17 protein-coding genes, 2 tRNA genes and 1 riboswitch are annotated in these 17837 nt (G+C 58.0%); of the genes, 12 read left to right on the top strand and 7 right to left on the bottom strand.

The features are described from left to right. Window positions 1-53: 53 nt before the first annotated feature. Genes ACRAWE_RS03660 through tenA form a run of 4 tightly spaced genes read right to left on the bottom strand, consistent with a single transcriptional unit; the run spans window position 54 to window position 3209 of the window. Window positions 54-989 carry an ABC transporter substrate-binding protein gene (locus ACRAWE_RS03660; protein ID WP_432524869.1) on the bottom strand — a complete coding sequence of 312 codons (936 nt, stop codon included), beginning with the start codon at window positions 987-989 and terminating at the stop codon, window positions 54-56. Between the two features lie 35 nt (window positions 990-1024). After that, window positions 1025-1792, bottom strand: a complete 768-nt coding sequence (locus ACRAWE_RS03665) for an ABC transporter permease (protein WP_019452502.1) — start codon at window positions 1790-1792, stop codon at window positions 1025-1027. Continuing rightward, window positions 1789-2529, bottom strand: a complete 741-nt coding sequence (locus ACRAWE_RS03670; RefSeq protein WP_432524871.1) for an ABC transporter ATP-binding protein — start codon at window positions 2527-2529, stop codon at window positions 1789-1791. Before ACRAWE_RS03670 ends, ACRAWE_RS03665 begins: the two co-directional genes overlap by 4 nt. Next, window positions 2526-3209, bottom strand: coding sequence for a thiaminase II (gene tenA / locus ACRAWE_RS03675; RefSeq protein ID WP_019452504.1), 684 nt, complete (start codon window positions 3207-3209; stop codon window positions 2526-2528). The genes ACRAWE_RS03670 and tenA overlap by 4 nt, the downstream gene beginning before the upstream one ends. Before the next feature lie 62 nt (window positions 3210-3271). Next, window positions 3272-3374: riboswitch (TPP riboswitch) on the bottom strand. A gap of 149 nt (window positions 3375-3523) precedes the next feature. On the opposite strand from tenA, the gene ACRAWE_RS03680 reads away from it, so the two are divergent. From ACRAWE_RS03680 to gap, 4 genes are all read left to right on the top strand, one after another. Continuing rightward, entirely contained in the window at window positions 3524-4546 is a 1023-nt protein-coding gene (locus tag ACRAWE_RS03680; protein ID WP_063917911.1) for an LLM class flavin-dependent oxidoreductase, read from the top strand. 13 nt (window positions 4547-4559) lie between these two features. Continuing rightward, window positions 4560-5294 carry an SDR family NAD(P)-dependent oxidoreductase gene (locus ACRAWE_RS03685; RefSeq protein ID WP_154746468.1) on the top strand — a complete coding sequence of 245 codons (735 nt, stop codon included), beginning with the start codon at window positions 4560-4562 and terminating at the stop codon, window positions 5292-5294. Between the two features lie 126 nt (window positions 5295-5420). Continuing rightward, a complete protein-coding gene (locus ACRAWE_RS03690) occupies window positions 5421-6395 on the top strand; it encodes a GlxA family transcriptional regulator (RefSeq protein ID WP_025160319.1) in 975 nt (324 codons plus the stop codon). A gap of 77 nt (window positions 6396-6472) precedes the next feature. Continuing rightward, window positions 6473-7483: a type I glyceraldehyde-3-phosphate dehydrogenase gene (gene gap / locus ACRAWE_RS03695; protein ID WP_063917913.1), complete on the top strand. Its 1011-nt coding sequence runs from the start codon at window positions 6473-6475 to the stop codon at window positions 7481-7483. 54 nt (window positions 7484-7537) lie between these two features. Here gap and ACRAWE_RS03700 read toward each other — a convergent pair. Beyond that, a tRNA-Asn gene (locus ACRAWE_RS03700) sits at window positions 7538-7613 on the bottom strand. Between the two features lie 111 nt (window positions 7614-7724). Continuing rightward, a complete protein-coding gene (mtfA, locus tag ACRAWE_RS03705) occupies window positions 7725-8513 on the bottom strand; it encodes a DgsA anti-repressor MtfA (protein WP_063918634.1) in 789 nt (262 codons plus the stop codon). A gap of 92 nt (window positions 8514-8605) precedes the next feature. Between mtfA and ACRAWE_RS03710 the strand changes: the two genes are divergently transcribed. The 4 genes from ACRAWE_RS03710 (at window position 8606) to ACRAWE_RS03725 (ending at window position 11836) form a co-directional block, all read left to right on the top strand. Beyond that, window positions 8606-8695: transfer RNA gene (locus ACRAWE_RS03710), tRNA-Ser, on the top strand. A gap of 441 nt (window positions 8696-9136) precedes the next feature. Further along, entirely contained in the window at window positions 9137-10624 is a 1488-nt protein-coding gene (locus ACRAWE_RS03715; protein ID WP_154746464.1) for a UbiD family decarboxylase, read from the top strand. Then, window positions 10614-11084, top strand: coding sequence for a MarR family winged helix-turn-helix transcriptional regulator (locus ACRAWE_RS03720; protein WP_432524875.1), 471 nt, complete (start codon window positions 10614-10616; stop codon window positions 11082-11084). Before ACRAWE_RS03715 ends, ACRAWE_RS03720 begins: the two co-directional genes overlap by 11 nt. Window positions 11085-11203: 119 nt before the next feature. Then, complete coding sequence (locus ACRAWE_RS03725; RefSeq protein ID WP_063918631.1) at window positions 11204-11836, top strand: helix-turn-helix domain-containing protein; 633 nt, start codon at window positions 11204-11206, stop codon at window positions 11834-11836. 57 nt (window positions 11837-11893) lie between these two features. On the opposite strand, the gene ACRAWE_RS03730 is transcribed toward ACRAWE_RS03725, so the two are convergent. After that, window positions 11894-12328 carry a DoxX family protein gene (locus ACRAWE_RS03730; RefSeq protein WP_019452514.1) on the bottom strand — a complete coding sequence of 145 codons (435 nt, stop codon included), beginning with the start codon at window positions 12326-12328 and terminating at the stop codon, window positions 11894-11896. Window positions 12329-14006: 1678 nt separating this feature from the next. Here ACRAWE_RS03730 and ACRAWE_RS03735 point away from each other — a divergent pair. The 4 genes from ACRAWE_RS03735 to ACRAWE_RS03750 all read left to right on the top strand — a co-directional run bounded on the left by ACRAWE_RS03735 (window position 14007) and on the right by ACRAWE_RS03750 (window position 17833). Further along, window positions 14007-14972, top strand: a complete 966-nt coding sequence (locus tag ACRAWE_RS03735) for an ImpA family type VI secretion system protein (RefSeq protein WP_063918629.1) — start codon at window positions 14007-14009, stop codon at window positions 14970-14972. Between the two features lie 24 nt (window positions 14973-14996). Next, window positions 14997-15554 (top strand): type VI secretion system contractile sheath small subunit, encoded by a 558-nt coding sequence (gene tssB, locus ACRAWE_RS03740; RefSeq protein ID WP_019456176.1) that lies wholly within the window; start codon window positions 14997-14999, stop codon window positions 15552-15554. Then, window positions 15551-17077 (top strand): type VI secretion system contractile sheath large subunit, encoded by a 1527-nt coding sequence (gene tssC, locus ACRAWE_RS03745; protein ID WP_019456177.1) that lies wholly within the window; start codon window positions 15551-15553, stop codon window positions 17075-17077. The genes tssB and tssC overlap by 4 nt, the downstream gene beginning before the upstream one ends. Window positions 17078-17308: 231 nt before the next feature. Further along, window positions 17309-17833, top strand: a complete 525-nt coding sequence (locus ACRAWE_RS03750) for an Hcp family type VI secretion system effector (protein WP_004935369.1) — start codon at window positions 17309-17311, stop codon at window positions 17831-17833. The last annotated feature ends 4 nt before the right edge of the window (window positions 17834-17837 follow it).

Genomic DNA, 17837 nt, shown 5'->3' on the forward strand with positions numbered 1-17837 from the left:
GCTCATCGGGCGTTGTGGGGCAACCTATACCGGAATGCGCCGCCTCGGCGTGATCAGTCCAGCTCCACCGCGTACTGTTCTACCGGGGTGATTTTCTTGATCAGCTTGTTGTCGAACAGGAACTGCTCGTAAGCCTGGTAGCGCGCGCGATCCAGCTTGGCCGGATCGCGCGCAAACAGCGGCAGGCTGGCTTGCCAGGCCTGCTTGTTCAGCTCGGTATTCAGCTCCGGGTGCGCCTTGGCAAACGCCAGCCAGGTGTCCTGCGGGTGCGCGTGCAGGTAGTCGCTGCCTTGCTTCAGCGCGGCGAGGAATTTGCGAATTTTCGGCTCGTTCACCGCATCGCGGTTGGCGACGATGATCAGCTCGTCGTAGGCCGGCACGCCGTAATCTTCGACGTTGAACACCACCGGTTCTTTACCCTGCAGCTTGAGCTCCAGCGCTTCGATGTTGCGGTAGCCGCCGATCACCGCATCGACCTGGCCCGCCAGCAGGGCGCTGGTCAGCTGGAAGTTGACGTTGATGAGCTTGATATCCTGCGGTTTGAGATGCTCGTGTTCAACCATGGTGGCCAGCGTCGCCTGTTCGATGCCGCTGACCGAGTAACCCACCGTTTTGCCCTTGAGATCCGCCGGCGAGGCGATGTTCTTGTCCAGCGCGATCACCGTATTCAGCGGCGTGTTGATCAGCGTGCCGACGCGCATCAGCGGCAGGCCCTGATCGGCGAAGAAGTGCAGCTGCGGCTGATAGGTGATGGCGAGATCGGCCTGTTTAGCGGCCACCAGCCGCGGCGGCAGCGCCGGATCGGACGGCGGCACGATCTTGACGTCCAGCCCTGCGGCCTTGAAGGCACCGATCTGCTCGGCCACCATAATCGATGCGTGATCGGGGTTGATGTACCAGTCGAGCACCAGCGTCAATTTCTCGGCCGCGCCGGCCTGGCCGGTGATGGCGGCGCCGAGCAACAGCCCGCAGAGGGTATGTTTAATCATGGTCGTTCCTTTATCCCTGGTTATGGTTGCAATCATCAGTCGTTTTCCGGCGCCCAGGCGATCAGGCGCCGCAGCAGCGCATCCACCGCGGCCCACAGCAACACGGTCATCAGCACTAGAATAAACAGCGCGGCGAAGCAGACGTCGGTCTGCATGCGCGCGTTGGCGTTCAGCATCACGTAGCCCAGCCCTTCGGCCGAGCCGACCCATTCGCCGATGATGGCGCCGATCGGCGCGACCGCAGCGGCCATGCGCAGGCCGGAGCCGAAGGCCGGCAGCGCCGCCATCAGCCGCACGTGCCGCAGTTGCGCCCAGCGCGAAGCGCGCATCGTGCGCGCCAGATCGAGATAGTCGTTGTTGACTCGGCGCAGCCCGTCGAAGAAGGCCGACACCACCGGGAAGAAGATCACCAGCACCGCCATCGCCACCTTGGCGCTCATGCCGAAGCCGAACCACAGCACCAGCAGCGGGGCCAGGGCGAACACCGGTATCGCCTGGCTGGTGAGCACCAGCGGCATCAGCCAGCGCTGCAGGCGCGGTGAGAAGATCATGCACAGCGCCAGCGCCGCGCCGAGCAACACGCCCAGAACCAGCCCGCTGACGATCTCCGAAGCGGTGACCAGCGTGTGCCAGGCTAGGTAGCCGCGCCCGTCCCACAGCGCCTGCGCCACCGCGCCCGGCGTGGGCAGCAGAAAGGCCGGGATGCCGCTTTGCCCTGCCAGCCACCACAGCAGCAGCAGGCCGGCGAACACCGTCAGCCCGCGCCGCAGGCGGGTAAGCCCGCGTTCTTTGGCGATATTCATTGCGCCGCCCTCACCATCTGCTGCAGCAGCTCGGCCTGACTTTTCAGCAGGTCGGCGTCATCCGGCGCGCGCGGCGGCTGCCCTTTGATGCAGTGGCTATCGTCGAGACCGAGCGGCCAGGGCGACAGCACCAGCAGGCGGTGGCTCAGGCGGCAGGCCTCCATCGGATCGTGGGTGATCAGCAGCACGGTGTTTTGCGCCAGCAGCTCGGCGGCCAGGCTCTGGATCTCGGCGCGGGTGATGGCGTCCAGCGCGGAAAAGGGCTCGTCCATCAGTACGATCGGCTGGCGTTCGTAGAGCGTGCGGGCGATGGCGGCGCGCTGGCGCATGCCGCCGGACAGCGCGGCGGGCAGGCTGCGGTCATGCGCGGCCAGGCCCACGCGCTCAAGCAGGTGCGCCGCCCACGCCCGATCCGGCGCTTCGCCGCGCAGCCGCGAGCCGAGGGCGACGTTCTCCTCGATAGTCAGCCAGGGGTAGAGCAGGTCTTTCTGCCCCATGTAGGCGATGCGCCCGGCGATCGGCAGGCCGTCGCTGCCGCTCACCGTGCCTGAGCTGGCCTGCGCCAGCCCGGCGATGATCTTCAGCAAACTGGTTTTGCCGGCGCCGCTGGCGCCGAGCAGGGCGACGAAGCTGCCGCCGGCGATGTCGAAGCTCAGCCGGTCGAAGACGATTTGCTGACCAAAACGCAGGCTGAGATCCCGCACCTGGATGCCGGGCGGGAGAAGCGGGGAAGTCATGAGGCGTTCAGCCCCATTTGCCAAAATGCCGATTCCAGCTGGGTGGCGGTGGTGAAAATCTGCGCCAGCTCGGTGAGGCGGCTCTGCGCCCCGCGCTGATGGCCGACGGTCTCCAGCAGTTCGATGGCGGCGCGCACGCCGGCCAGATAGCCCTCGTCGCCGTAGTTGCGGATCCAGGAGGCGTAAGGATTCCCCTCCATTTTGGTGGCGGGATCGTGCAGCAGCCGCAGGCCGATTTCGGCATAGCCGGCCACGCAGGGCAGCAGGCCGGCCAGCAGATCGAGGGCGTCGCCGGCATGGCCGATATCCAGCACGTAGCGGGTGTAGTTCATGGTCTCCGCCGCTTCCGGCTGGGCGGCGATCTGCGCCTCGTTCAACCCCCATTCGGCGCAGTAGGCCACGTGCAGCGGCAGTTCGGCGACGATGCCGTTGAGCGAGGCGGTGGCGGCACGCATCTCTGGCAGGGTGCGCAGCTTGCTGACCAGCAGCGCGTAGGCGCGGGCGAAGTGCAGCAGGAACAGATAGTCCTGGGTCAGGTAGCGACGAAAAGCGCGTTCGGGCAAGGTACCGGCGGCCAACTGCTGCAGAAACGGGTGATCGACGTAGTCCTGCCAGTGGCTGCCGGCTTGTTGCCGCAGCCGGCCGTAAAGACCGCTTTCGAACAGGGTGGTGATGGACATGGGACCTCCTTGAGTCAGTGGAGATCCGGGCACGCTGAGGTATGAACAGGCAACGGGTGATTGCGTTGTTGCCTAACCGTCCCTTCGCTGGCATGACCCAGATCAGGTTCAAAGGGTTCGGCTTACGCCATCTCAGCCCGTAACAGGACACCCCTCGGAGCTGCTTGTTATACGACATTTGTTTTTTGATTACAATCGTCGGGCGGCGGCGCGGCAATCGGTTCGTTTAGTGCGATCGGGGGCGATTTTGCTGGCGCAGAGCGCGCGGTTTTTGTCACTGTAGGCCTATGTTTTGCCTTTGAGGACGATTCCCGATGAAAAAGATTGGTTTTCTCTCGTTTGGCCACTGGTCGCCTTCCGCTCAGTCCGGCACCCGTTCAGCGGCGGATGCGCTGCTGCAGTCTATCGATCTGGCGGTCGCCGCCGAAGATCTGGGGGCGGACGGCGCCTATTTTCGTGTGCACCACTTCGCGCGCCAGCTGGGATCGCCATTCCCGTTGCTGGCCGCCATCGGCGCCAAAACCCAACGCATCGAGATCGGCACCGGCGTGATCGACATGCGCTATGAAAACCCGCTGTATATGGTGGAGGACGCCGGCGCGGCGGATCTGATCGCCGGCGGGCGTTTGCAGCTCGGCATCAGCCGCGGCTCGCCGGAGCAGGTGATCGACGGCTGGCGCTATTTCGGCTATGCCCCGGCCGAGGGGGAAACCGACGCGGACATGGCCCGCCGCCATACCGAAGTCTTTCTGGAAGCGCTGCGCGGCGAAGGGTTCGCTGAACCCAATCCGCAGCCGATGTTCCCCAATCCTCCCGGGCTGCTGCGGCCGGAGCCGTTTTCCGCCGGGCTGCGCGATCGCATCTGGTGGGGTGCCGGTTCGAACGCGACCGCCGTCTGGGCGGCGAAGCTGGGTATGAACCTGCAAAGCTCGACGCTCAAGAACGACGAGACCGGCGAACCCTTCCATATCCAGCAGGCCAAGCAGATCCGCGCCTATCGCGCCGCCTGGCAAGAGGCCGGCCATGCGCGCGAGCCGCGGGTTTCCGTGAGCCGCAGTATCTTTGCGCTGGTGGATCAGCGGGATCGCAATTACTTCGGCGGCGGTGGCAAAGAGGGCGATCAGCTGGGGTATATCGACGCGCAGACCCGGGCGATCTTCGGCCGCAGCTATGCTGCCGAGCCGGACGCGCTGATCGAGCAGCTGGCGCAGGACGAGGCCATCGCCGAAGCGGATACGCTGCTGCTGACCGTGCCTAACCAGCTGGGCGTGGATTACAACGCCCACGTTATCGAATCGATTTTAACCCATGTCGCGCCGGCGCTCGGCTGGCGCTAAACGGAGGACTGGCATGTCACGTATTTTCATTACCGGCTCGGTGGACGGGCTGGGCCGCGCCGCCGCGCAAACGCTGTTGGACGAAGGGCATCAGGTTATCCTGCATGCGCGCGCCCCCGGCCGTCTGGAGGCAGTGCGCGATCTGTTGGATCAGGGCGCGCAGGCGGTGATTGGCGACCTGTCCGAGGTGCAGCAGATCCGGCAGGTCGCCGAGCAGGTGAATCGCCTCGGCCGCCCGAATGCGGTGATCCACAACGCCGGCATGTTCACCGGGCCGCAGGTGATGCCGGTGAACGTGATAGCGCCCTATCTGCTGACGGCCCTGATCGAACGCCCCGATCGCATCGTCTACCTGAGCAGCAGCATGCACTTTGACGGCGTAGCGGAACTGAACGGCGTGGATTGGCTTGGCGGCGCAGCCGGCTCCTATTCGGACAGCAAGCTGTTCGTCACCGCGCTGGCCGCCGCCGTGGCGCGCCTGTGGCCCGGCGTCATCAGCAGCGCAGTCGATCCCGGCTGGGTGCCGACCAAAATGGGCGGCGCGGACGCGCCCGACGATCTGGCGCTGGGACACGTGACGCAGGCGTGGCTGGTGAGCAGTGATGAGCCGCAGGCCCTGGTTTCCGGCGGTTATTGGCACCATCAGCAGCGGTTGGATCCTCATGCGGCGGTGCACGACGAGGCGTTTCAAACGGCGCTGCTGGCGCAGTTGGCGCGCGTGAGCGAGGTGAGTTTGCCTCAGGCCTGATGGCCGCGTTCTCCTGGCCCGTCGGTGGTTATCGGCGGGCTTTTTTATGCCCGCAGGGTGAACCGACGGGGCTTTTCTTATACAGTGGTTGCCTGGCCTGTTTTGATTGTTATTTATATTATCGCCATGCACACATTTCTGATTATCGTCCCCGAAGGGGGCATGCTGTTCGAAGCGGCGGGCATCGCCGATATTCTGATGCAGGCCAATCGCCTGAGCCCTGCCGAGGCGCCGCTGTATCAGATCGCGGTCGCCACCACGCAATCCCATCGGGTGGTACACGGCCTGTCCGGTCTGAGCCTGCTGGCCGATCATCGCCTGGCGGATCTCGACCCGGCCCTGCCGCGCGATACCGTCATCGTCGCCGGCAAAGGGGCGACCGAAGAAGAGGGCGCCCTGGTGGCGGATTGGCTGCGCCGCGCGGCCCCGCAGGCGCGCCGTATCGCCTCGGTCTGCGGCGGGGCTCTGCTGCTGGCCGAGGCCGGCTTGCTGGACGGACGACGGGCGACCACCCACTGGCGGCTGGCGGAAACGCTGCAGGCGCGCTTCCCGCAGGTGCAGGTCGAAAACGGCCCGATCTACGTGCAGGACGGGCCGATTTGGACCTCCGGCGGCGTCAGTTCCGGCTTCGATCTGACGCTGGCGTTGGTGGAGGACGACTACGGCTTCGTGCAGGCGCGCGAAGTGGCTCAGGATCTGGTGATGTTTCTGCGCCGCCCCGGCGGGCAGGCGCAGTTCAGCCGCTACCCGCTCAACCAGGCCAAATCGCCGGGCCCGATCCGCGACCTGCAGTCCTGGATCCTGGAGAATCTCGCCGACGATCTCAGCGTCGATCGGTTGGCCGAGCGAGTGGCGATGAGCCCGCGCAACTTTACCCGGGTGTTCACCCGCGAGACGGGCATTTCTCCCGCCAAATTCGTCGAAGAGGGGCGGTTGCATACCGCCAGGCAGCGCCTCGAACAGAGCGCGGAAGGCATCGAACAGGTCGCCCTGGCCACCGGCTTCGGCAACGGCCTTAACCTGCGGCGCGTGTTTGAACGGAAACTGCAGTTGACCCCGAGCGAATACCGTGAGCGCTTCCATGCGCGCAATTTGGCGTAAATTGATTGGTAAACGTCATTTACGCCGCCTCGGGGCAGGGCTAGATTTGAGGCAAAGCCCAAAACGAGGAGATCATCATGGTGAGAGTAGGCATTAATGGCTTCGGCAGGATCGGACGCAACGTGCTGCGCGCGGCGCTGGGGCGCAGCGATTTCGAAGTGGTGGCGATCAACGATCTGACGGACAGCAAAACGCTGGCGCACCTGCTGAAATACGACACACTTTCCGGCACGCTGGCGGCCAGGGTGGAAGCCGGCGACAACCAGCTGCTGCTGGACGGCCGGCCGATTCAGGTATTTTCGCAGCGCGATCCCGCCGAGATCCCTTGGAGCAGCGTGGGCGTGGACGTGGTTATCGAAGCGACGGGCTTCTTTACCGACAAGGCCAAAGCGGAAGTGCACATTACGCACGGCGGCGCCAAGCGGGTGATTATCTCGGCGCCGGCCAAGAACGACGACATTACCATCGTCATGGGCGTTAACGACTCGCTCTACGATCCGGCGCTGCATAAAGTGGTCAGCAACGGCAGCTGCACCACCAACGGGCTGGCGCCCGCCGCGCAGGTGCTGCATCAGGCGTTCGGTATCGAATACGGGCTGATGAACACCACTCACGCCTATACCAACAGCCAGGCGCTGCACGATCAGCCGGAAAAAGATCTGCGCGGCGCGCGGGCGGCGGCGGAATCGATCGTGCCTTATTCCAGCGGCGCGGCCAAGGCGCTCGGCAAGGTGATCCCGGATCTGGACGGCCGGTTGACCGGTTACTCGCTGCGGGTGCCGGTGCCGGTGGTTTCGATCGTCGATCTGACGGTGACGCTGAAACGCCCGGCGACGGTGGAGGAGATCAACGCCGCTTTCCGCGCGGCGGCGGCGTCCGGCCCGCTGCAAGGGATCCTGGGGTACAGCGATGAACCGCTGGTGTCGAGCGACTACCGGGGCGATGCGCGCTCATCGATTATCGATGGTTTGTCCACGCTGGTCATCGGCGGCAACCTGGTGAAAGTGCTCGCCTGGTATGACAACGAGTGGGGCTTCTCCAATCGGTTGGTCGATCTGGCGCTGCTGATGGAAAAACGCGGGCTGTAAACGTCCAATAGCAAAAAGCCCGCTTAAGTTTCCTTAAGCGGGCTTCTCTAAATATGGCTCCTCTGACTGGACTCGAACCAGTGACATACGGATTAACAGTCCGCCGTTCTACCGACTGAACTACAGAGGAATCGTGTGAACGGGGCGCATGATATCCAGCAGCCCCGGGTGTGTCAACGCTAAATTGCCTTGAGCGGTTCGACTGCTCGGTATCTGAGCAATGCGCCCGTCAATCAGCCCATTACGCGTCGTTTTCCGCCTGGCCGCGCAGCAGACGCGCCAGCGGATCCTGGCGGTAGAAGCGGCAAAAGTGCTGATACAGCGCCGGGAAGCGTTCGGCCAGCAGCTCGGGGGCGCTGAAAAAATACTCCGACAGCACGGCGAAGCACTCGGCCGCATCGGTGGCGGCGTAGGCGTCCATGCTGGCGGCCTCTTCGCCGACCATGTCGATCTCGTCCTGCAGGCTTTCCATCGCGGCGTGCAGATCGTGTTCCCAGGCAGCCACCTCGCGCAGCGGGATCGGCGGCACGCCTGTGGCGACGCCGCCGTTGCGCATATCCAGCTTGTGCACCGCTTCGTGGATCACCAGGTTAAAACCGGAAAGATCGAAAGAGTCCTGCACGTCTTGCCAATTGAGCACGATCGGCCCCTGTTCCCAGCTTTGGCCAGACTGCACCACCGGCCCCGAGTGCACCAGGCCGATCTCGTCCTGCCATTCGTCTTCCACCACGAACGGGGTGGGGTAGAGCAGGATTTCGTTGAAGCCGTCGAGGCACTCCGCGCCGAGCTCCAGCACCGGCAAGGCGAACAGCAGGGCGATGCGCGCCTGCATTTGTGAAGTGAGCTGCAGCCCCTGCAGCGGCACGATGCGCTTTTGCTGCAAAATCTGCCCGGCGACGGCCACCAGCCGCTGCCGCTCCTGCTCATCCAGCGGCGAGAGCAGGGGGATCGCCAGCGCGTCCTGCCACTGGGCCTGAATGTCTGCCTGGGGTTGAGAGGGTTGAGTCGCTTTCCACGGCCATTTAATCATCAGGTTGCTCGTAAAGTCATCACTTGAACGTTCGGCTGCATGCTAGTGCTGTAAAAATGCCGCAAAAGCGGGCATGATAGCAAGCGTTGTCAGGAGAGATGCCGGAGCGGCTGAACGGACCAGTCTCGAAAACTGGAGTAGGGGCAACTCTACCGGGGGTTCAAATCCCCCTCTCTCCGCCACTTCCCCCCCGCGTTATTACCCATCGATTCAAATTCCTTTTCATTTTCTTCTGTCTAATGCGCTGTAACCGTTCGATTTGCAACGTGTTTGCGTTGGTCGGCATCCCGTTTCGCATTATAACCCGTGCATTATCAACGAATAGCATTTTACGATTATGTTCTTCATTTTGTGAGCTATGTTGCGCTCAAATACGATGCGGCGCTTGAGACAAGAACGTGGCTGCGGCCTGTCAATCAGGCTGAGCGTATGAAACGGCTACGGTGATCATGCCTGCCGGCCAAAGCCAGTCTACTAACAGGTCCAATCTTGCCAAAATGGTGTTTATTTACACGCGATTTCTCGCGCGCTAATATGTGTGCGCATGCACATAAATGATCAGTCTCCTGCCCGAAACGAGGGCGACAGAAGGGGCTGACCGCCTGGAGACTGGAGGACTTGACATGAGTTTGCTCGATTGCGCACTGGATTTTCGCCACTTCATTGAGGAGCTGCGTCGCCGAAAAGATTTGGTCGACGTGCATCAGGAAGTCTCCGCCGATCTGGAGATAGCGGCTGTCTGCCGCCGGGTTTACGAGCAACGGCTCTCGGCTCCGCTATTTCATCATGTGGCGGGCGCGATGCCGGGAGCCCGCATCCTCGGCGCGCCGGCCGGCATGCTCGCTTCGCCGGAATACGCCTATTCTCGTCTAGCCCTGCATTTCGGGCTGCCGCCGGAGAGCACTCCGCGGGATATCGTGGCGGCGATTCGCCGGGCGGTGAAGGCGGAACCGCTAGCCCCCGATTACTGCTCGACCGGGCCGGTGAAAGAGAATATTTGGCGAGGCGACGAGGTTGATCTGGAACGCTTCCCGGTACCGCTGCTGCATGAACGGGATGGCGGGCGCTACTTCGGCACTTACGGATTCCATGTCGTGCAATCCCCGGACGGGCAGTGGCACAGTTGGGGCGTCGGCAGGCTCATGATGCTCGATCGCAATCGTCTCACCGGCCCGGCAATCCCCACCCAACACATCGGCATGATCCGTGAAATGTGGCGCCGAGAGGGGAAACCTACGCCGTGGGCGATGGTGCTCGGGGCGCCGCCTGCCGCGGTGGCGGTGGCGGGGATGCCGTTGCCGGCCGGCGTCAGTGAGCCGGACTATGTCGGCGCGCTGCTCGGTAAAAGCGTCACGCTCACCCAAGCGGAAACCAACGATCTCTGGGTGCCGGCCAATGCGGAAATTGTGCTGGAAGGTGAAATCAGCCTGACGGAGACGGCGTTGGAAGGGCCGATGGGGGAGTATCACGGCTATCAACATCAGCAAGGCCACGAACAGCCGGTGTTCCATGTGCACGCGGTGACATTTCGCGATGACCCCATTTTGCCTATTTGCGTCGCAGGCACGCCGCCGGAGGAAAATCATACGATCTGGGGTACCATGATCTCGGCTCAACTGCTGGAGACCCTGCAGAGCGCGGCATTGCCCGTCGACTTTGTCTGGTGTTCCTATGAGGCGGCAACCTGTTGGGCGGTGCTCTCCATCGATATTGAAAAACTGGCCGGCATGAAGACCAACGCTGCTGATTTTGCCGATAAGGTCGCGGAGATCGTCTTCGGTTCGCATGCGGGCTACCTGATCCCCAAACTGATTCTGGTCGGCAATGACATTGATATTGTCGATATCGATCAGGTGGTTTGGGCGCTGGCCACGCGTTCACATCCGGCGCGCGATCATTTTCTTTTCCCTGGCGTGCGCGAGTTCCCGATGGTGCCGTACCTGACGGAAGAGGACAAGGCGCGCGGCAGCGGCGGCAAAGCCATCATCAACTGTCTGTTCCCTGAGCAGTTCAGCGGAGTAACGCGTGCGGGCACGGCCTCTTTCAGACATGCTTATCCGGAACAGGTCAGGGCAAAAGTCGAAGCTAATTGGAAACAGTATGGATTCTGAAAAGAAAGGCGCACATAGTGGCCGACGGGGGATGGGATTGCCCAACGGCGCGCTTTATAAGATGACGGAAGTGGTGCGTCACCGTGAAAAACGGCTGTCTGCGTTACTGGCTTTACAAGGGCTCAGCCTCCATGAGTGGCGCGCGTTGCGCATTCTCTACAGCTTTCCGGGCGATGTGTCCATGAGCGATGTGATAGCGCATTCGCAGACCGATCGCACTGCGCTTGGACGCACGCTCACCCAACTGGTTAACCGGGGATGGGTTGCGCGTTTCCCCGATCCGGAAGATAAGCGGGCGGTATATCTGCGCGTGATGCCGGCGTCTCGCCCTATTTTTGACCAGGCGAGACAGCGGGTGGCGGATTATGACGCATGGCTGATGGCCTGTCTGGATGACGTCGGGCTCAGTGCCCTGGATGACGCACTGCAACGCATGATGCTGTTCATCGAGAGCGCGTAGTCCGTTCCGGCGAAGCCAGCGCCGTATTTCCCGAGTGACCTCATCGCGGTGTTGTACTGTTGCCCGCGGGTAAGGTAATTTGCTGATGGCAATGACGACTGACGCAGGGGCCAACGGACATGAATGAAAGGATCGACTACCACATCGAGAAATACCACTTCGCGCCGCTGGATGAAACCCCGCGGCTTGCGCACCAGTGGAGCGAGGTGCTGAACGAGTGTCGCCAGACGCAGGCTGGGGCGGAAGAGCGCCTGCGCATTGCACTGCTCAACGTGGACTATGTGACCAGTTTTGAATTGCCTTTCCGTTTATTGCTGGTCAGGGCGCCGCAGCTGATCGCCGGCCTGCGTGATGAGCTGGCGCTCAGTCAAAAAAATGTGGTGTTCAACGGCAAACGCTTTGGTTGCGTTTACAGCTTAAAAAGCGATTTAAGCGGCGTGCCCGAGGCCTTCCAATACGGCCTGTCGACCCGTATTCATCGAACCTCTGCGTCGGGCGTGGACGCGCTGCCTTACCGGGAAATCGCCAAAACGCTCAAGGCGCCGCGTGAGCGGCTCAAGCTGGCGCTGGATCAAGGCCTGCAGGTCACGGCGCTGGACGGCCTGTTCTGGTTCGGCATACAGCGCATCGCCGCCGAAGTGCGCAGGCTAAGAAAAGCCGGCATGGCGATCGCGACGGCGGAAACGGAGATCTTCGATACCCTGACCGGTACGACGCGCAAGGTGCCGGTGTACCGGTTGGTCGATCATTAAGCGCCGTTTCCGCACAGAAGAAGTGAAAACCAAGAACCTCCTTATTGATTGCACGGCTTATCGATAGGCTTCATTCCGCGCGATCGCGTATTTCCCGCTGCCCAGCAGCAGGATGGCGAGCCCGCCCATAAAGAACACCAGTTCGTTTTCAATCCCCCAGGCACCGACGTCGGTGACGGTGAATACCTTGCCGGTGCCCACCATCAGAAATGCCACCACCAGCGTAAAGGCGTAAACCAGCGCGGCGGGGCGGGTAAACAGCCCCAGGATGATCAGGATCGGCGCCAGGATCTCGCCGACATACACGCCATAAGCGATGAAGGCGGGCAGCCCTTGCTCCTGCAACGCGCCGGCGATCCAGCCGACGCCGTGCTGAACTTTCGCCACGCCGTGAAACAGCATCAGCCCGCCGAAGGTCAGTCTGAGCGCCAGTTTGCCCGCATCCGGGCGATCAAAAAGACGAGTGAATGCCGCATTCAGTGACTTAACCATGGCCTTTTCTCCTGAATAGGAATGATTTTCAATCAATATATCAATTGGGTGAATGCGAAAGATGTTCTGGATCAGTAAAACGGCGGGTTTCGCATCGAATTTTCACCTGGAAGCCAGGGGGAAAGGAGGGGGCTATCCCGGCGTGCGCCTTGCTTAAGGGGACGAGGGCGGCTGTTGCGTTCAGGTTTATTACACGGAATAACATTTCCACACAGGCTGAACGTGGGGTAAAAAAAGTCTCTGCGCCGTTTCCGGTATCACCTTATTATGTTGCTGCGCATTCCTTTCATATCCTTTTTTGCCCTCAGGAGTGGCGCCTGCGTCAATGCGCGAGGATAGCCGACAACATAAAGATTAATAAGGTTTTTCTTCATGAGTAAACGGCTTTGGCGTGCACTCGATATAACTCTATAGGGTTAATCATGCTTTTATTTTGAACGACTAACTAATTAGCGGTTCTTTGTCGCAATTTTATTGGGAATTATCTTGCTTATTTTGTTTTGCGAAAGTTGATTCTGTGGGGTGAAATGCTTCGCGCTGAGTTTATTTCTGGATTTTTTCTTTTTTTTTGATGGGAATTCAACGCTGAAGAGAATCCGACTGATTCCATGATTGGCATTATGAGCGGCTGTAAACTTTGGTGAACTATTTTTATCAGCCTAAAAATAATAGAATTACCATTTTTTTAAGTTATTGAATTGTTTAATTAATGTATATTCATTTGTTAATTTTTTATTAAAAAAATAATATTTTCCCTTGATATTGGTTTCGGCTTTGCTAGTATCAAATTAGTGGTCTTATCAGTTGGGAAAACATCTCTTGAGCATGGAGCGGATCACGGGTCTTAACAGAAGTGTCGCCGTTGCAAGGGCTGGGTGGTTATTTAGCTGTCAGGTTAAATGACATTGTTTATACCACTTTAGCAAAGTAGGCGCTTTTATCGCGTGATGCTTCGGTGTTGGCCTGCTGCAAAAGAACATGCAGGTGAAAGAGCATTGAATCTTAAGTTGCTCTGATCATTACCGTGGGTTAACTATAAAAAATGTTGCTTTATCAACCCCGCTGTTTGCGTGCTAAAACCGTGTTCGGTGCGCCACGGCGTAATGTTAACCTTGTACCAAAGCGTTAAAATTAATAATCAAAACTCTCGCCAAATTGTTTATTTTCACACCAGGTTTCGTATGGGTAAGTACTGAGTGCTGGAAATGAAAGTCACACTGTCATCGTCTCTGCTGATCATTGCGTGCTGCTCGATCGCAAGAAACGAATGGCTGTCATGGTTTTATGAAAAAATTTCACTATTTACTGTGGTTATCATTTGTTTATTAAATTATTTGTATTCTGGTGTTTTATTGGAATTGTCCTACCAACAGGGAAACGTTGTTTTTAGGGCATTTTTTGATTTTTTTCCTATTATTAGCTTGCATAATTATTTATTGCAACTTATTGATTTTAAAATGGAAAAATAAATATGTAAATGTAAAATAGTTTAAACCGATCACTGAGTTTTTATTGATAGGTTTAATCTATTATTGTTGTTAATATTAATACATCTAAACAATTTGCGGGCTTGGTGACGACTAATTAGGCTAAAAGGACTCTGGGAAAGACTGGCGAATGTAAAAGCCCATTTTTATAGGCTTTATGTTTGTAGTGCTGATGAAAAGGATATCAGGCCATGAATGAAGTCATCTCAACAGCAGTTAACGGCGTCGAATTTGACCCTCGATACAGTGAAATTGAATTTACGTTATCGGAATTCGACAGCCAAACCGATCCGCTGAATGCCGTGGACAATGCACGCGATATCAATTGGCATGCTATTCGCGAGCAATCTGCCGCCTTGCTTGAGCAGTGCTTCGATTTGCATGTCGTGCTGTGGTTTATGCGCGCCAATCTTCATATCGATGGTTTTTCGGCTGTCTATCAGGGCATCACCACTATCGACGGCAAATATGCCGAAGAGGGGGGCACCATTTTCCCTCAGGCCGATATGGAGCCGGCGACGGACAGCTTTCATGCGGCCGCATTAGGCTGGCTCGCTACCTCGTCCTGCCTGCACGAAATCAAGAACAGCAAGATTTTCCCCGACACGCCGTTAACCACCGATGAACTGCTCAATATGCGAATTGACGAGCAGGAAGGCAAAAGCCTGCATTTCTCGGAAGTGGTGAAAGTGTTGGGGCAGGCTGACAGCTATTTTGCCGGCAGAAACATGCCGCCATTAAAGGAACAGCTGTCTCGGGGAATAGATGCCCTGGAGCGCGTGGAAAACTACGCCAACCTGCAGGCCGAAGATTATCGGCTGGACTGCCGGCAGGTGCGTGACTATTTGACGCTGTTCAGCCGTCAATTGCTTTCTCTTGAACAACAGGAGTTGCCGGAGGATATCGGCGCTGCGCCGGCCGACGCGGAAGCGGCGGAGACGCCGGCCACCCTGCCTGGCAAATATATCCGTTCCCGGCAGGATGTCATCTTGCTGTTGGATCAGGTTTTGGACTACTTCCAAAACTATGAGCCCAGCCATCCGGCCCCCATTCTTATTCGACGTTCGCAAAAAATGATCGGTATGGACTTCGCGACGATTGTTGAGGAGCTTTTGCCGGAATCTCTGGCCTCGTTAAATCAATTGTCCGGGAAGTAATTTTTCTCACAAAGGAGTTTTCCAATGGCTAAGGACTCAAGCTCTCAGAAATTTATCGGTAAAAATAACGCGCCCCGCGTGCAAATTGAATATGACGTAGAGCTCTACGGTTCGCAAAAGAAAGTAGAGTTACCTTTCGTCACGGGGGTCATGTCCGATCTCTCTGGGCATCGGAAAAAACCTTTGCTGCCGATCGAAGAGCGGAAATTCCTGACGTTCGATCAGGACAATTTCAACGATCGCATGCGCGCCATTAAACCTCGTCTTCAATTTTACGTGGAGAATACCCTGAGCGAAGACGATGCGCTGCTGGATGTGGAATTAGAGTTTGAATCGATGGAGGATTTTACGCCTGGCGCCATCGCCAAACGGGTTCCGCAAATGCAACGTCTGCTGGAAGCCCGGGAACATCTCACGGAGCTCATCACGTATATGGATGGTAAATCCAGCGCGGAAGAGGTGGTGAAGAATCTGCTGGAGAAGCCCGATTTTCTGCATCGCTTGGTGACGGATGCACGCAAAACGGTCGCGGATGCGGAACAGGATGTGCAGGATTCGGGCAATAAAGGAGATGAGGAATGAGAGCGAGGCAACGACGCTATTCAGCTAAACAGCAGGCAACGGCGGTCGCTGAAGTTGAAACGCAGGAAACGGAAAATGAGCTTGACGGTCTGCTCAAGCGTTCATTCCGGCCGAGAACGAACGAGGCCTCAGAAGCGGTTCGTCGGGCCATCGGCACGCTGTCCGAATATGCCAACCAAGGCAAGGTAAAGGTCAGCCAGGATGTCGTATTGACCATTGAATCGTTGATCGCCCAGATCGATGAGCAGCTGTCGCAGCAGATGAACAATATCTTGCACCATAAGGAGTTCCAGAAGCTGGAGTCCGCCTGGCAAGGTCTGAGTTATCTGGTCGATAACACCAACGTCAGCGAAACGCTGAAGATTCGGGTATTGAATATCAGCCAGGATGAGTTGACGCGCAATCTGCGGCGCTATCGAGGATCGGCCTGGGATCAAAGCCCGGTGTTCAAACAAATTTACGAACAAGAGTATGGCCAGTTCGGTGGCGAGCCGTTCGGTTGCATCATCGGCGATTTTGAGTTCGATCACAGCCCGATGAGCGTGACGCTGCTGACGGAGCTGGCGAAAATTTCCGCCGCCTCGCACTGTCCGTTTATTTCCGCCGCTTCGCCGTCGCTGTTGCAGATGAGCAAGTGGAACGAACTGGGCAACCCGCGGGATATCGGCAAGATTTTCACCACGCCGGAGTATGCCTCCTGGCGCCGCCTGCGCGAAAGCAACGATTCGCGTTATCTGGTGCTGACCATGCCGCGCTTCCTGTCGCGTTTGCCTTACGGTGCCAAGACCAACCCGATCGAAGAGTTCGCTTTCGAGGAGGCCGTCCGGCCGGATATGGATGATGATTTCTCCTGGGCCAACTCGGCGTATGCGATGGGCGTGAACATCAACCGCGCCTTCCATGAGTACGGTTGGTGCTCGAAAATCCGCGGCATCGAATCCGGCGGCTCGGTAGAAGAACTGCCCGCCTACGCGTTTCCTTCTGATGAGGGCGGTTATGAGTTGACGTGTCCGACGGAGGTCGCCATTTCCGATCGGCGTGAACAGGAGCTGTCAGACGCCGGGTTCTTGCCTTTGGTTTATCGCAAGCATTCTGATTTCGCTGCCTTTATCGGTTCTTGCACCATGCATGCCCCGGCGAAATACGAAGATCCGGATGCGACGGCCAACGCCAAGCTTTCCTCCCGGCTGCCGTACATTTTCGCCACGTGCCGCTTTGCGCACTATTTGAAATGCATCGTACGCGACAAAATCGGTTCTTTCCGTTCCAGAGACGATATGCAGCTGTGGCTGAATGACTGGCTGATGAATTACGTCGATGGCGATCCTTCCGTGTCGACGGAGGCGACGAAAGCGCGTCGTCCATTGGCCGCCGCCGAAGTTCGCGTTGAGGATGTTGAAGACGATCCGGGTTATTACCGCGCACATTTCTATTTGCGCCCGCATTACCAGTTGGAAGGCATGACCGTGTCCTTGCGACTTGTATCAAAACTTCCGTCAGCCAAAAAAGATGGGAGCAGATAAGTTACGGCTGGTCATTGGTTTGGATATTGCCGACGCCTATTATTAAATGGCGTGAGTGTGAATTGATATTTCGTTGAAATTTAGCGGCGTTATTCTTTGCGTTATGGCTATTTATTAATGGCTGATGGATTCCCATTTCCGCTATTTCAATGATTGCGTTGGCAATATAACGACTTATCTGAGTGGATATTTCAATTAACGTAGTAGGACCTATCAGTCAAGGAGACAAAAATGAGCACTAAAGCATTAGTAGACTATTTTTTGAAGATTGAGGGTGTAGACGGCGAATCCCCTGACCAAACCTATCCGGGATGGATTCAGCTGCAAGCCTGGCAATGGGCGGAGGAAAATGCCGGGCGCTGGGGATTCGGCAGCGGCGGTGGGTCCGGCAAAGTCGAAATGAAAGACTTTGAGTTTCGCATGGTAAGTAATAAGGCCTCGCCCAAGCTGTTTCTGATGTGCGCCACCGGCGAACATATTCCTCAGGCAAAACTTGTTTGCCGTAAATCAGGCCAGGGTCAGCAAGATTTTATTGCCGTGACCTTCAGTAACTGCCTGGTTTCCTCATTCAAGACCGTGGGCAATATGCCGCTGAACTCCACCATCGGTACTGAAATCGATACCGTGCTGCCAACCGATGTTATCAAGCTGAATTTCGCACGTATCGAAGTTGAGTACAAAGAGCAAAACAACGATGGCTCCATGGGTGCGGTGATTAAGACGGGGTATGACCTCAAGCTTAATGCCCGTATCTGATCAT

Source organism: Serratia sp. BFP-2025 (assembly GCF_050880365.1).
Lineage (GTDB): Bacteria > Pseudomonadota > Gammaproteobacteria > Enterobacterales > Enterobacteriaceae > Serratia > Serratia surfactantfaciens.

Excerpts from the sequence above, each read along its gene's own strand:
- ACRAWE_RS03660 (WP_432524869.1), bottom strand. The coding sequence starts at position 989 with ATGATTAAACATACCCTCTGCGGGCTGTTGCTCGGCGCCGCCATCACC.
- ACRAWE_RS03665 (WP_019452502.1), bottom strand. The coding sequence starts at position 1,792 with ATGAATATCGCCAAAGAACGCGGGCTTACCCGCCTGCGGCGCGGGCTG.
- ACRAWE_RS03670 (WP_432524871.1), bottom strand. The coding sequence starts at position 2,529 with ATGACTTCCCCGCTTCTCCCGCCCGGCATCCAGGTGCGGGATCTCAGC.
- tenA (WP_019452504.1), bottom strand. The coding sequence starts at position 3,209 with ATGTCCATCACCACCCTGTTCGAAAGCGGTCTTTACGGCCGGCTGCGG.
- ACRAWE_RS03680 (WP_063917911.1), top strand. The coding sequence starts at position 3,524 with ATGAAAAAGATTGGTTTTCTCTCGTTTGGCCACTGGTCGCCTTCCGCT.
- ACRAWE_RS03685 (WP_154746468.1), top strand. The coding sequence starts at position 4,560 with ATGTCACGTATTTTCATTACCGGCTCGGTGGACGGGCTGGGCCGCGCC.
- ACRAWE_RS03690 (WP_025160319.1), top strand. The coding sequence starts at position 5,421 with ATGCACACATTTCTGATTATCGTCCCCGAAGGGGGCATGCTGTTCGAA.
- gap (WP_063917913.1), top strand. The coding sequence starts at position 6,473 with ATGGTGAGAGTAGGCATTAATGGCTTCGGCAGGATCGGACGCAACGTG.
- mtfA (WP_063918634.1), bottom strand. The coding sequence starts at position 8,513 with ATGATTAAATGGCCGTGGAAAGCGACTCAACCCTCTCAACCCCAGGCA.
- ACRAWE_RS03715 (WP_154746464.1), top strand. The coding sequence starts at position 9,137 with ATGAGTTTGCTCGATTGCGCACTGGATTTTCGCCACTTCATTGAGGAG.
- ACRAWE_RS03720 (WP_432524875.1), top strand. The coding sequence starts at position 10,614 with ATGGATTCTGAAAAGAAAGGCGCACATAGTGGCCGACGGGGGATGGGA.
- ACRAWE_RS03725 (WP_063918631.1), top strand. The coding sequence starts at position 11,204 with ATGAATGAAAGGATCGACTACCACATCGAGAAATACCACTTCGCGCCG.
- ACRAWE_RS03730 (WP_019452514.1), bottom strand. The coding sequence starts at position 12,328 with ATGGTTAAGTCACTGAATGCGGCATTCACTCGTCTTTTTGATCGCCCG.
- ACRAWE_RS03735 (WP_063918629.1), top strand. The coding sequence starts at position 14,007 with ATGAATGAAGTCATCTCAACAGCAGTTAACGGCGTCGAATTTGACCCT.
- tssB (WP_019456176.1), top strand. The coding sequence starts at position 14,997 with ATGGCTAAGGACTCAAGCTCTCAGAAATTTATCGGTAAAAATAACGCG.
- tssC (WP_019456177.1), top strand. The coding sequence starts at position 15,551 with ATGAGAGCGAGGCAACGACGCTATTCAGCTAAACAGCAGGCAACGGCG.
- ACRAWE_RS03750 (WP_004935369.1), top strand. The coding sequence starts at position 17,309 with ATGAGCACTAAAGCATTAGTAGACTATTTTTTGAAGATTGAGGGTGTA.